The sequence below is a fragment of the Rhodococcus sp. NPDC059969 genome, assembly GCF_042738325.1.
GTDB lineage: Bacteria > Actinomycetota > Actinomycetes > Mycobacteriales > Mycobacteriaceae > Rhodococcus_F.
Map to the genome: position 1 here is coordinate 196,607 of NZ_JBHWUF010000012.1, position 12,152 is coordinate 208,758.

General features: G+C 63.9%; 13 protein-coding genes. 9 read left to right on the top strand and 4 right to left on the bottom strand.

Translation table 11 applies throughout. From position 1 onward, the window contains the following. Positions 1-4: 4 nt before the first annotated feature. On the bottom strand, positions 5-364 hold the full coding sequence (locus ACFWAD_RS26420; RefSeq protein ID WP_378549188.1) for a YybH family protein: 360 nt from the start codon (positions 362-364) through the stop codon (positions 5-7). A 70-nt stretch (positions 365-434) separates the two neighbouring features. On the opposite strand from ACFWAD_RS26420, the gene ACFWAD_RS26425 reads away from it, so the two are divergent. Next, complete coding sequence (locus ACFWAD_RS26425) at positions 435-1,304, top strand: LysR family transcriptional regulator (RefSeq protein WP_378549191.1); 870 nt, start codon at positions 435-437, stop codon at positions 1,302-1,304. Here ACFWAD_RS26425 and ACFWAD_RS26430 read toward each other — a convergent pair. From ACFWAD_RS26430 to ACFWAD_RS26440, 3 genes are all read right to left on the bottom strand, one after another. Beyond that, a complete protein-coding gene (locus tag ACFWAD_RS26430; RefSeq protein WP_378549194.1) occupies positions 1,270-2,274 on the bottom strand; it encodes a tocopherol cyclase family protein in 1,005 nt (334 codons plus the stop codon). The genes ACFWAD_RS26425 and ACFWAD_RS26430 overlap by 35 nt on opposite strands. Further along, the gene (locus ACFWAD_RS26435; RefSeq protein ID WP_003942017.1) at positions 2,271-2,663 is read right to left on the bottom strand and encodes a PaaI family thioesterase; all 393 of its coding nucleotides are present in this window, start codon (positions 2,661-2,663) and stop codon (positions 2,271-2,273) included. The genes ACFWAD_RS26430 and ACFWAD_RS26435 overlap by 4 nt, the downstream gene beginning before the upstream one ends. A 64-nt stretch (positions 2,664-2,727) precedes the next feature. After that, complete coding sequence (locus tag ACFWAD_RS26440) at positions 2,728-3,501, bottom strand: PIG-L family deacetylase (RefSeq protein ID WP_019744397.1); 774 nt, start codon at positions 3,499-3,501, stop codon at positions 2,728-2,730. Between the two features lie 111 nt (positions 3,502-3,612). On the opposite strand from ACFWAD_RS26440, the gene ACFWAD_RS26445 reads away from it, so the two are divergent. The 8 genes from ACFWAD_RS26445 to ACFWAD_RS26480 all read left to right on the top strand — a co-directional run bounded on the left by ACFWAD_RS26445 (position 3,613) and on the right by ACFWAD_RS26480 (position 12,104). After that, a complete protein-coding gene (locus ACFWAD_RS26445; RefSeq protein WP_378549197.1) occupies positions 3,613-4,839 on the top strand; it encodes an MFS transporter in 1,227 nt (408 codons plus the stop codon). After that, the gene (locus ACFWAD_RS26450) at positions 4,785-5,612 is read left to right on the top strand and encodes an alpha/beta fold hydrolase (RefSeq protein ID WP_378549200.1); all 828 of its coding nucleotides are present in this window, start codon (positions 4,785-4,787) and stop codon (positions 5,610-5,612) included. Before ACFWAD_RS26445 ends, ACFWAD_RS26450 begins: the two co-directional genes overlap by 55 nt. A gap of 42 nt (positions 5,613-5,654) precedes the next feature. Continuing rightward, a complete protein-coding gene (gene mshA / locus ACFWAD_RS26455) occupies positions 5,655-6,983 on the top strand; it encodes a D-inositol-3-phosphate glycosyltransferase (protein ID WP_378549214.1) in 1,329 nt (442 codons plus the stop codon). Continuing rightward, entirely contained in the window at positions 6,980-7,477 is a 498-nt protein-coding gene (locus ACFWAD_RS26460) for a YbjN domain-containing protein (RefSeq protein ID WP_003941943.1), read from the top strand. Before mshA ends, ACFWAD_RS26460 begins: the two co-directional genes overlap by 4 nt. A 139-nt stretch (positions 7,478-7,616) precedes the next feature. Further along, positions 7,617-9,218, top strand: coding sequence for an AMP-binding protein (locus ACFWAD_RS26465; RefSeq protein WP_378549202.1), 1,602 nt, complete (start codon positions 7,617-7,619; stop codon positions 9,216-9,218). A gap of 46 nt (positions 9,219-9,264) precedes the next feature. Continuing rightward, positions 9,265-10,020 (top strand): phosphoglyceromutase, encoded by a 756-nt coding sequence (locus ACFWAD_RS26470; protein WP_378549204.1) that lies wholly within the window; start codon positions 9,265-9,267, stop codon positions 10,018-10,020. A gap of 162 nt (positions 10,021-10,182) precedes the next feature. Continuing rightward, positions 10,183-11,418 carry a sensor histidine kinase gene (locus ACFWAD_RS26475; protein WP_378549206.1) on the top strand — a complete coding sequence of 412 codons (1,236 nt, stop codon included), beginning with the start codon at positions 10,183-10,185 and terminating at the stop codon, positions 11,416-11,418. Further along, positions 11,415-12,104, top strand: a complete 690-nt coding sequence (locus ACFWAD_RS26480) for a response regulator transcription factor (protein ID WP_003942020.1) — start codon at positions 11,415-11,417, stop codon at positions 12,102-12,104. The genes ACFWAD_RS26475 and ACFWAD_RS26480 overlap by 4 nt, the downstream gene beginning before the upstream one ends. Positions 12,105-12,152: the final 48 nt, after the last annotated feature.

Sequence of the window (12,152 nt, forward strand, 5' to 3'; positions counted from 1 at the left end):
GCAGTCAGAGTTCCGGTCGATCGAGCACCCGCAACCACGAACCGTCGGGCTGGCGGCGCGCCACCTGTGTGCGTCCGCCGGTTCCGTCGGAAGGTTTGGTCGAGGTCATGGCGAGGTCGTCGCTGATCACCGTTGGTAGGGCTTCCTCGACGGTGAATGTCGGTGCCGCTGCGAGCATCTGAGAAATCACTTCGCGGATAGCCTGACGGCCGATCGTGAGGGATCCGGGTGGGAACGCCATCACAGCGTTTTCCTCGTACAGTCCGGCGACAGCGTCTGCGTTTCCGGCGTTCGCGAACTGGACGAAGAGTCGGGCAATGTCTTCGGGGGTTGCGGCCTTCTGAACTTCATGTGTTGTTGTCATGCTTCCATCGTGCAAGCACAGTTTCGATAAGTCCAAGATCTAGTTTGTCTCAAAGCTAGAATCAACAGTTATGGAACTCCGGCAGCTGGAATACTTCGTCACGGTAGCGGAGGAAGCCAATTTCACTCGCGCCGCCGAGCGGCTTCACGTAGCGCAGCCGGGTGTGAGTGCGCAGGTCAAAAGACTGGAACGTGAGCTGGGGCAGGAGTTGCTCGATCGTAGTGGTCGAACCGTTCGTCTGACCGATGCCGGGCGAGCCGTCCTCCCACACGCCCGCGCTGCACTTGCTTCCGTGCAGAGCAGTCGCGACGTTGTCGACGCCTTGAACGGACTGGTTCGGGGCTCGGTTTCGGTCGGGATGGTCACCGCCTGCGCTTCCGCCGATCTGACCGATCTGCTCAGTCGTCTACACACCAGACACCCAGGTTTGGACATTTCGCTGGCCGAGGACGATTCGCGCAGCCTGCTTGCCGGAGTGGTGGACGGAACCTTCGACATAGCCGTCATCGGAGTTGCGGGCGAGCTGCCGGAAGGCCTCGAATCGAGGGTGATCACCGACGAACGACTGGTGGCCGCAGTGGCGGCGGATCATCCGCTGGCCGCGTTGTCGTCTCTGCCGTTTGCCGAACTCGCCACGCGATCGGTCATCTGCCTTCCGGAGGGAACCGGTATCAGGACGTGTCTGGACTTCGCGTGCGCCGCGGCTGGCACGAAGGCGACGGTTGCGCTCGAGGCAAGCAACCTCGGCATCATCGTTTCGTTGGCCGCACAGGGGTTGGGAATCGCTGTGCTTCCCGAGTCGACAGTTGGGGAGTTGCATCGGATCGATCTCGAACCGGAAGCTCGATCCCGGTTGGAATTGGTCTGGCGTTCGTCGGGCGGCAAGAACCCGGCGGCATCCGCTCTCATCGATCTCGCGAGAGCTGTTCCCGCCGAGTGAGTTCGGCCTGCGCCCGATCCAATCCGCCGTGCTCTAGGGCGGCCAATCGTGATCTGTCCTTCCAGACTATGGTGCCGCGTCGCCGGACGATAACCGACATGGTTCCACCGAGATGCTCGAGCGCTCCGGGTACGTTTCGACGCTCGGCAGGAATGGGAACCGGAAGTATGTGCGCGTCGGCGATGGGCGCGGTCCCGTCGATGTCGACGCTCCACTTTCGGCTGTAACCTCGAAGCGTCCAACGATCGTCGGACACGGTCGTCTCCACCTGTGACGTCAGCGGATTGCCCAGACGCAACACTGTGCCGTCTGGCAAGGCGACCACCACGGCGGTGACTTCGGTGCGCAGAGGCCCGGCGCTGACCTGGCCGCCGGCAAACGCCACGCAGGCCCGCGGATCGGTGAATCCCTGGGCCTGTCCCCACCACCAGGAATCCGGGAATCCTCCCTTTCCCCAGTTCTTCTCGCCGTACACCTGTGCTCCGCAGAGATCCCAGCTCTGTCCGTCGATGACGGCGCTTCCCTCGACCCGGCCGCCGAGCAGCCACGGATGCCAGTACTGATTGAGTGCGGGAACTGATTGGAAGTAACTCGATCCCCCGAAGCGGCGGTGCGGCCAGAATCGCTGATTACTGATCCGCACATCGAGATGGCTGTCGCCGAAATCGACCTGTAGTCGATCAGCATTGCCGCGGAAAGCGTTGTCGGCGTATGCCCCCAGGATGCGGGAATCGGCCGATCCGCTCGGGTGCTCGGCGGTCCGGAGGAATCCGCCCGGATGCGCCGCGAGACCGAGCGTCGACCAGTTGCCACCATCGGACTTGTTGATTCCGGCGAGCGCAATCACCACCCGCCCGCTCTCCGGCATCGTGAAACGCCAGAAGTAACCCTCCATCGCAACGTCATGGGAGGCAAGCAGATTGCCGAAAGGAAGGGTGGCACCGGAGGCGCGGTACGAGGGAAGCTTCACGGTCCCAGCACTGCCTGTGATGCGGTGACCTGAGCGACGAGACGGCCCTCGTCGTCACGAATCTCGGTCACGACCGCGACGGTGCTGCGTCCCGCGTGCAATGGACGGGCAGTTGCGGTGACCGTGCCTTTACGAACCCCGCGGGTGAACACGGTCGACGAACTGGTGGTGGACGTACTTGCGCCGGGCGGAAGATTGAGGAATGCACAGACGGCGCCGACGCTGTCTGCCAGCGTCATCAAGGCGCCGCCGTGCATTCCGTTGCCGGCGGTGGTGCGGTGGCTGTCCCAATCCAGATGGCCGACAACCTGTTCGGGTGCCGCGCTGTCCAACTGAATTCCGGTGTGAACTGCAAAAGGCATGCTCGCGACAAGTTGTTCGAGGTCCATGCCTACCGATGGTAACGAGCCGCCGAAACCTCCGTCGGGACTTCGGTTTATCGAGAGCGGTGACTCAGAGGGGCAGGGCGGTTTCCGACAGTCCCTCCGGCGCGTTTCGGCGACGGAACCACTCGGTGCCGAATGCCGCGGCGAGCTGCTCCGTCGGCATTTCGAGGAACGGGCCGAAATCGCCGACCTGCGTTGCGTGCGCGTACATGGCCGCGCGCTTGGACGAGATCACCGAACTCACGTCGACTGCGGTGGTGAGTTGGTCAGCCGGAAGCCCGAACGATTCGATGTCCGGCGGCTGCGCCTCCTCGGTCCACTCGGGGTTGGCCTGCATCAGCATCTTCATGTGATCGCGGTTGGTGGACGCCTCGTAAACGAACGGCGTGCCCGCGAGTTCTGCAGCACGAACGCCGACATGGTGGACCTGGATGTGATCCGGGTGGCCGTATCCGCCGTTGGGGTCGTAGATGGTCAGGACATCGGCGTTCTCTTCACGAAGAACCTCGGCCAGACGCTCGGCGGCCTTCTCGACGTCGACGTTGCAGAACGCTTCCGGATTCTCGTTCTCGGGCGTACCCACCATCCCCGAATCCGGGTAGTGCAGGGACACGACGCGATTGGCACCCAACGCGTCGGTGGACGCCTCGAGTTCACGGCTGCGGCGCTGAGCCAACGTCTCGTATTCGTCCAACAGTCCGTCGGGGAATTCACCGAGAGCACCGTCGGTAGCGGTGACGACTACGACGCGGTGACCTGCGTCGGCGGCCATTCTCATCACGCCGCCCGTAGTGAAAACTTCGTCATCGGGATGGGCGTGGAAACACACCAGGACACTCATTCGCGCAATCGTAAGGCAAGTTACCGACAGGTCAACCCGAGCGCACAGTGAAAACGATTTGTCGAGTCGGCCTCGGCTCTGTGAACCTTGTTCAGTGCACGAGAAGCTGACATGAGCGAATCCACCAACAAAGGCCTGCTGAGCGCCTACCGCGAGATATTCTCGGCCCCGGGATCGGTTGCCTTCTCGGCCGCCGGATTTGTCGCAAGGCTGCCGATAGCGATGATCGGCATCGGAATCGTGACGATGATCTCGCAACTTCGTGGTGACTACGCGCTCGCCGGGGCGCTCGCCGCGGTTTTTGCGCTCTCGTCGGCGATCATCGCGCCAGCGGTCTCGCGCGCGGTCGACCGCTTCGGACAGAGGGCGGTCCTGCCGATTGCCGCGGCTGTCAGCGTCACCGCGATCGGGGCACTCTTGCTCGCAGTCCGGATGGAAGCCCCCGACTGGCTGCTTTTCGTCCTGGTAATTCCCGGCGGCGCCACCCCGACGATCGGGGCGATGATTCGCGCCAGGTGGGTCGCGATCTACGTCGGAAAACCGCAGCTGCGCACTGCCTTCGCCTTCGAATCGGTGGTGGACGAGCTCTGCTTCGTGGCGGGCCCGGTCATCTCGGTGGGTCTGAGCATCGGACTCTTCCCCGAGGCCGGACCACTTGCAGGGTTGATTCTGCTGGTCACGGGGACCTTGCTGCTGGTGATCCAGCGCGGAACAGAGCCGAAGGTGCATCCGCGTCGACCCGGCCGCGGACGGTCGGTACTCGGTAACCACGTGATGTGGATCGTCATCGTGATCATGGTGATGCTCGGAACGATCTTCGGTGTCATCGACGTCGGCGCCATCGCGTTTACCAAGGAACAGAATTCACCTGGCTCCGCGACGCTGGTCCTCGCGCTGTTCGCCGGCGGTTCGGGAATCGCGGGACTGATCTTCGGATCGATGCACCCGGCGCGATCGCTGCGTGGGCAATTGATGATCGCGTCCGCAGCGGTCGCCCTTCTCAGTGTCCCGCTTCTCCTGGTCGGAAACGTGGCCGCACTTGCTGGCGCGTACGTCCTGGCCGGCGCGACCGTCGCACCGACGCTCATCATCGCGACAGCCCTGGTCGAGCAGATCGTCCCACCGGAAAAACTCACGGAGGGGATGACCCTGACGGTCACCGGACTCGGCGTCGGCGTGGCGCTCGGCTCTGCGCTGGCCGGGCAGCTGATCGACCGCTACGACGTCTCCTCCGCTTACATGCTCGCCGTCGGCGCCGCAGTCGCAGCCTCTATCGTGACGGCATGTCTATTCGTGAAGCCGTCAGCGTCGACGGCACGTCCATCATCTATCGTGTAACCGGAAATCCGGCTGGGACCCCGCTGGTGCTGCTGCACGGCTGGGCTCAGTCGTCACAGTGCTGGGGCGAGCAGGTCCTCGCGGACCTGGCAGCGGACTACCGCTTGATCGCCGTCGATCTGCGCGGCCACGGCTACTCCGATGCGCCCGAGTCCGGATACGACGACTCCGCGAACTGGGCCGGCGACGTCGCGGCGGTTCTCGCTGCCGAAGGTGTCACCGAGAACGCGATCCTGCTCGGCTGGTCGTACGGCGGTCTGGTGATCTGCGATTACCTGGCAGCACACGGAACCGGCGCGGTGGCGGGTGCGGTTCTCGTCGGTGCGATCACCAGCATCGGGCGCGGTGAGAAGGGCGGCAAGGTCGGCTCGGCAATGCGGAGTGCGGTTCCCGGCGCTATGTCCGAAGATCCCCGCGAGGCAATCCGGGCACTCGGCGCTTTCGGCAACGCTCTCACCGGCCCACCCGAGGGCAAGGGCGCAGCGTCGCAGGCATTGTTCGGGTACAGCCTCTCGACGCGTCCGCGGGTGCGCGCAGCACTGTTCAACCGTGCAGTCGGTCACGACGACCTGCTCCGCAACCTCGACATCCCGGTCCTCGTTCTGCACGGAACCGAGGACTCCGTCGTCGACGTGAGTGCAGGTAAGCACGCCGAGGAACTGATTCCCAAGTCGCAGGCGTCGTACTGGGAAGGCTGCAATCACGGCCCGTTCGTGGAGGATCCGACACGATTCGTGTCTGAAGTGCGAACCTTCATCTCGAGCCTCGGTTAGAGTTCGCGCCCGGTGAGGGGGCAGTATGGAGTGGTGACGTCCATGCACATTTCGCGCCCTCGCCGGGTGGCCGTTCTCTCGGTCCACACCTCGCCATTGGCGCAACCCGGCACCGGTGACGCGGGTGGGATGAATGTCTACGTTCTGCAATCCGCCATTCAGCTCGCCAAACGTGGCGTCGAGGTGGAGATATTCACCCGCGCGACATCGTCTTCGGACGCGCCCGTCGTGGACGCCGCTCCCGGAGTACGGGTGCGCAACATCGCGGCCGGTCCCTTCGAAGGACTGGACAAGGCAGATCTGCCGACTCAACTGTGTGCCTTCGTCGCGGGAGTTCTTCGGGAGGAAGCGCGACGCGAACCCGGGTACTACAGCCTGATTCACTCGCACTACTGGTTGTCCGGGCAGGTCGGCTGGCTGGCCCGCGATCGTTGGGGCGTGCCCCTCGTCCACACCGCGCACACACTCGCGGCAGTGAAGAATCTTTCGCTGGCCGAGGGGGATACCCCGGAGCCTGCAGCACGGCAGATCGGCGAGCAGCAAGTTGTCGCCGAATCCGATCGGCTGGTCGCCAACACCACCGACGAAGCCAAAGCGCTGCACGAGTTGTACGGCGCAGACCCCACGCGTATCGACGTCGTGGCTCCCGGCGCCGATCTCACCCGTTATCGACCGGGCGATCGCGATTCCGCCCGCGCGTCGTTGGGGTTGGACCCGGGCGAGGTCGTCGTGACTTTCGTCGGCCGGATCCAACCTCTGAAAGCACCGGACGTTCTGCTGCGTGCTGCCGCCGAAGTGATCAGCCGTCGCCCCGAGTTGCCGTTGCGCATCCTCGTCGTCGGCGGGCCGTCGGGAACCGGTCTCGCGCGGCCGGACGTGCTGATCGAACTGGCACGCTCACTCGGCATCACAGCGCAGGTGACGTTCTTGCCGCCGCAGGCGCCGGAGCGTCTCGCCGATGTCTACCGTGCCTCGGATCTGGTTGCGGTGCCGAGCTATTCGGAGTCCTTCGGGTTGGTGGCCATCGAAGCTCAAGCCTGCGGAACTCCGGTGATCGCCGCCGACGTCGGCGGACTGGGAGTAGCCGTACGCAACGGTGAGACGGGCCTGCTGGTTCAAGGACACCGCACCGAAGACTGGGCCGGTGCCCTCGAATCTTTGGTGACAACGCCGAAGCGCGTGGCCGAACTCGCCGCGCAGGCACCGCGTCACGCCGAGAATTTCTCGTGGGAACACACCGCGGACGGTTTGCTCGAGAGCTATCGCAAAGCCGCAGTCAACTACAACAACGGAACCGGTCCCAGCGACTTCTCGCCCCGCCGTGCGCGGGGTCTGTGGCGTCTGCGCCGGACCGGGGGAGTGCGTACATGAGCAGCATTTCGGACACTATCGAGCAGGCCCTCACCGAGCGCGAACTCGAGTTCACCAGAAAAGACGACGCGCATTTCATCGTCGAACTTCCCGGCGAGCACAAACTCAAGACGTCGACTCTGCTCACCGTCGGCAATCACGGCGTGCGGGTCGAGGCCTTCGTGTGCCGCAAGGTGGACGAGAACTTCGAAGGCGTCTACAAGTTCTTGCTCAAGCGCAACCGCCGTCTGTACGGGGTGGCGTACACACTCGACAAGGTCGGGGACATCTACCTGGTCGGCAAGATCGCCGAGCATGCCGTGACCGGCGATGAACTCGATCGAGTGCTCGGTCAGGTTCTCGAAGCCGCCGACGGCGATTTCAACGTCATCCTCGAACTCGGTTTCTCTTCGTCGATCAAGCGTGAGTGGGCGTGGCGGGTGTCGCGAGGTGAGTCGCTGGCGAATCTCGAACCGTTCAAGCACCTCATCGAGGAGGAGCCCGCGCAAAGCTGACCGAGCGGGGTGAGACACATCGCTGATGTGTCACGTAAAGTGGCCTTTACTTGTGACTGTCGTCACGGAATAATACTGTTCCCGTGAGTCACAGTAAGTTGGTCACACCACCCTGCCGCGCAACTTTTCGAGGAGCACAGTGAGCTTCAAGAGTCCGTTCCCCGACGTTGAAATCCCCAACCTCAGCGTCTACGACTTCCTGTTCGGAAACACCGACCCCGCAGACCTCGACAAGACGGCATTCGTCGAAGGCAGTTCTGGCGCGGTCACCACATACGCTTCGCTGATCGCACAGATCAACGGCGTTGCAGGCGCTCTCGCTGCGCGTGGACTCGCCGTCGGAGACGTGGTCGGGTTGCATTCGCCCAACGTCCCGGCCTTCGGTTCCGTCTTCCACGGCATCCTTCGTGCCGGTGGTGTCGCGACCACGATCAACGCTCTCTACACCGCCGAGGACATCGCCAAGCAGCTCACCGATTCCAAGGCCAAATTCCTCTTCACGGTCTCGCCTTTGCTGCCGCAGGCCAAGGCAGCCGCCGATCAGGTCGGCATCCCCGCTGAGAACGTGTTCGTGCTCGACGGAGCCGAAGGCCACCTGTCGTTGCGAGATCTGCTCGGCGAGGGTGCAGCGGCGCCCGATGTCTCCTTCGACCCGGCCACCCAGCTCGCGGTTCTGCCGTACTCGTCGGGCACCACCGGCCGGCCCAAGGGCGTCATGCTCACCCATCGGAACCTCGTGGCCAACGTCTGCCAGATCATTCCGCGGATGGGCATCGAGACCGACGACAAGATCCTCGCGGTCCTGCCGTTCTTCCACATCTACGGCATGACGGTCCTGCTCAACGCCGCGCTCTACCGCCGCGCGAGCCTCATCACGATGCCGAAGTTCGATCTCGTCGAGTTCCTGCGGATCGTCGCCGAGCAGAAGTCGACGTACATCTTCGTCGCACCGCCCGTTGCCGTCGCGCTGGCCAAGCACCCGCTGGTCGACCAGTACGACCTCTCGAGCGTGCACACCATCTTCTCCGGTGCGGCCCCGCTCGACGCGGCGCTCGGCAAGGCCGTCGCAGACCGGTTGAACTGCCACGTCCGCCAGGGCTACGGCATGTCCGAGATGAGCCCCGTCTCGCACGCGATCCCGTTCGACCGCGACGACATCGCCCTCGACACCTGCGGTCCCACCATCGCCAACATGGAATGCAAGCTCGTCGACCCGGGAACGGGCGAAGAGGTCGCGTACCCGGCACTCGGCACGGACGGGGTCAGCGAGCCCGGTGAACTGTGGTGCAAGGGCCCGAACATCATGGTGGGCTACCTCGGCAACGACCAGGCCACCAAGGACACCCTCGACGACGACGGTTACCTGCACACCGGTGACATCGCGACCGTCGACGGAGACGGCGTCGTCAAGATCGTCGATCGCCTCAAGGAACTGATCAAGTACAAGGGCTACCAGGTTCCCCCGGCCGAACTCGAGGCTTTGCTGCTGACGCATCCGCAGATCGCCGACGCCGCCGTGATCGGTGTGCTCGACGCCGAGGGCGAAGAGGTTCCGAAGGCATTCGTCGTTCTCCAGGACGGCGCCGAGTTGACCGAAGCCGACGTGATCTCGTTTGTCGCCGAGCGCGTCTCGCCGCACAAGAAGGTCCGCCAGGTTTCGTTCATCAGCACCGTGCCGAAATCCGCGGCCGGAAAGATCCTCCGCAAGGATCTGCGAACTGCGGAAGTAGCCCCGAGCTGATTTCCAGACAGGGTTGACCAAGAAGGGTTCCGGTACTCGTGCCAGGATGAACGCCATGAGTATCGGAACCCTGGTCCTGCTCCGCCACGGCGAGAGCGAATGGAATGCACTCAATCTGTTCACCGGCTGGGTGGACGTACACCTGACAGACAAGGGCATGGCCGAAGGCAAGCGCGCCGGCGAACTGCTCGCCGAGCACAACCTGTTGCCCGACGTTCTCTACACCTCGCTTCTGCGCCGCGCGATCAGCACCGCTAATCTCGCGCTCGATGCGGCCGATCGCCACTGGATCCCGGTAGTTCGCGACTGGCGCCTCAACGAGCGCCACTACGGCGCTCTGCAGGGCAAGAACAAGGCTCAGACCAAGGAAGAGTACGGAAACGAGCAGTTCATGCTCTGGCGTCGTAGCTACGACACCCCGCCGCCCGCCATCGAAGCCGGCAGCGAGTACAGCCAGGACACCGATCCTCGGTACGCGAACCTCGACGAGGTTCCCTTGACCGAGTGTCTGCTCGACGTTGTCAAGCGCCTGATCCCGTACTGGGAGGACACCATCTCGCAGGAGCTGCTCGCCGGCCGGAACGTGCTGGTCACCGCGCACGGCAACTCGCTGCGTGCATTGGTCAAGCACCTCGACGGCATCTCGGACGAGGACATCGCGGGCCTGAACATCCCGACCGGAATCCCGCTGCGGTACGACCTCGACGAGAACCTGTTGCCGCTCAATCCTGGCGGCACCTACCTGGATCCGGAGGCCGCCGCTGCCGGCGCCGCCGCGGTGGCGAATCAGGGCGGAAAGTAGCAACCCGATGATGTGCGTCGAGGCCCCCCGAACAGTGTTTTCGGGGGGCCTCGGCCAACAACAGATGAACGACGAACCAACGCCGTCCACCTGGCGGATTACGCGGGCGGGAACGTCCGAACCCGCCGTAACCGACACTTCGCGCGAACGTACGATTGCGCCGTGAGTGTCGTGATTGCAGTGCTGCTGGTCGTGGTCGCCGGCTTGGTCGGCTACCTCGTCGGCGGGGTGCTGGTGCCAAGGCTGTCGTCGCGCCAGAGTCAGCGCTCGGACGAACAGACCGGGCTCACGATGTCCCAGGTTCTCGACCTCATCGTGTTGGCTTCGGAAAGCGGTATCGCCGTCGTCGACGGTTTCCACGACGTCGTGCTCTTCAACCCTCGCGCCGAAGAACTCGGCCTGGTCAAGAATCGTCTGGTCGACGAGCGAGCGTGGCGGGCAGCGCAGGAAGTCCTGCGGACAGGTCACACCGTCGAGGTGGATCTGACAGCGCAGACCGCGCAGCGCGGCCGCGACAAGATTGCCGTTCGTGGCACCGCTCGGCTGCTCAGCAAGGACGACCGCAACTTCGTGGTCCTGTTCGCCGACGACGATTCCGAGCAGGTCCGCATGGAGGCGACCCGACGCGATTTCGTCGCGAACGTCAGCCACGAACTGAAGACTCCGGTCGGCGCGATGAGTTTGCTCGCGGAGGCACTGCTCGAATCCGCTGACGATCCGGAGTCCGTGCGCCATTTCGGTGAACGGGTGCTCGGTGAGTCGATTCGTCTGGGCAAGATGGTCACCGAATTGATCGCACTCTCGCGCTTGCAAGGTGCCGAGAAGCTGCCCGATCTCGACGTGGTCGACGTCGACACGGTGGTGTCCGAGGCGCTGTCGCGGTCGAATCTGTCGGCCGAGGCCGCCGGGATCACCGTCACCACCGACCATCCGAGCGGGCTGGAGGTGCTCGGGGATCAGACCCTCCTCGTAACTGCACTGTCCAACCTCATCGAGAACGCTATTGCATACTCGCCCAAAGGTTCTCCGGTGTCCGTCAGTCGGTCGGTGCGCGGCGACAATGTCGCGATCGCGGTCACCGACCGAGGTGAGGGCATCGCGAAATCGGATCAGGAGCGAGTGTTCGAGAGATTCTTCCGCGTGGACAAGGCGCGGTCACGGCAGACCGGTGGAACCGGTCTGGGGCTGGCGATCGTCAAACACGTCGCGGCCAATCACAACGGCTCCATCGAACTGTGGAGCAAACCGGGAACAGGGTCTACCTTCACGTTGCAGATACCGGCACACGTGGAGTCGGACGACGACATCGACTCTGACGACGCGGGAACCGCCGGTTCCACGCGGATCGGCAGACGAGAACAAGGCAGTAGAGAAAACGGCATGGAGGCCAAACGATGACGAGTGTGCTGATCGTGGAGGACGAGGAGTCCTTGGCGGACCCGCTGGCGTTCCTGCTCCGCAAGGAAGGCTTCGAGACCACCATCGTCAACGACGGACCGTCGGCGTTGGCGGAATTCGACCGCTCCGGCGCGGACATCGTCTTGCTCGACCTCATGCTGCCCGGCATGAGTGGTACGGACGTCTGCAAGGCGCTGCGATCGCGCTCAGGCGTTCCCGTCATCATGGTGACGGCGCGCGACAGTGAGATCGACAAGGTCGTCGGCCTGGAACTCGGTGCGGACGACTATGTGACCAAACCGTATTCGGCGCGCGAGCTGATCGCCCGCATCCGTGCGGTGCTGCGCCGCGGGGTGGAGAACGAGGCAGACCTCGCCTCCGACAACGGTGTGCTCGAGGCCGGACCGGTGCGGATGGACGTCGAGCGTCACGTCGTGCAGGTGGCCGGTAACCCGGTGACGTTGCCGCTCAAGGAGTTCGACCTCCTCGAGTACCTGCTCCGCAACTCCGGCCGGGTGCTGACCCGCGGACAGCTGATCGACCGCGTCTGGGGAGCCGACTACGTCGGTGACACCAAAACCCTTGACGTACACGTGAAGCGGTTGCGTTCGAAGATCGAATCCGATCCGGCCAAGCCGGAACACCTGGTCACCGTCCGCGGGTTGGGCTACAAGCTCGAAGCGTGATCGACCTCCGCACAACACCGATTTCGGCCCCACCCCCCACCGCGTGAG

Excerpts from the sequence above, each read along its gene's own strand:
- ACFWAD_RS26420 (WP_378549188.1), bottom strand. The coding sequence starts at position 364 with ATGACAACAACACATGAAGTTCAGAAGGCCGCAACCCCCGAAGACATT.
- ACFWAD_RS26425 (WP_378549191.1), top strand. The coding sequence starts at position 435 with ATGGAACTCCGGCAGCTGGAATACTTCGTCACGGTAGCGGAGGAAGCC.
- ACFWAD_RS26435 (WP_003942017.1), bottom strand. The coding sequence starts at position 2,663 with ATGGACCTCGAACAACTTGTCGCGAGCATGCCTTTTGCAGTTCACACC.
- ACFWAD_RS26440 (WP_019744397.1), bottom strand. The coding sequence starts at position 3,501 with ATGAGTGTCCTGGTGTGTTTCCACGCCCATCCCGATGACGAAGTTTTC.
- ACFWAD_RS26445 (WP_378549197.1), top strand. The coding sequence starts at position 3,613 with ATGAGCGAATCCACCAACAAAGGCCTGCTGAGCGCCTACCGCGAGATA.
- ACFWAD_RS26450 (WP_378549200.1), top strand. The coding sequence starts at position 4,785 with ATGTCTATTCGTGAAGCCGTCAGCGTCGACGGCACGTCCATCATCTAT.
- mshA (WP_378549214.1), top strand. The coding sequence starts at position 5,655 with ATGCACATTTCGCGCCCTCGCCGGGTGGCCGTTCTCTCGGTCCACACC.
- ACFWAD_RS26460 (WP_003941943.1), top strand. The coding sequence starts at position 6,980 with ATGAGCAGCATTTCGGACACTATCGAGCAGGCCCTCACCGAGCGCGAA.
- ACFWAD_RS26470 (WP_378549204.1), top strand. The coding sequence starts at position 9,265 with ATGAACGCCATGAGTATCGGAACCCTGGTCCTGCTCCGCCACGGCGAG.
- ACFWAD_RS26480 (WP_003942020.1), top strand. The coding sequence starts at position 11,415 with ATGACGAGTGTGCTGATCGTGGAGGACGAGGAGTCCTTGGCGGACCCG.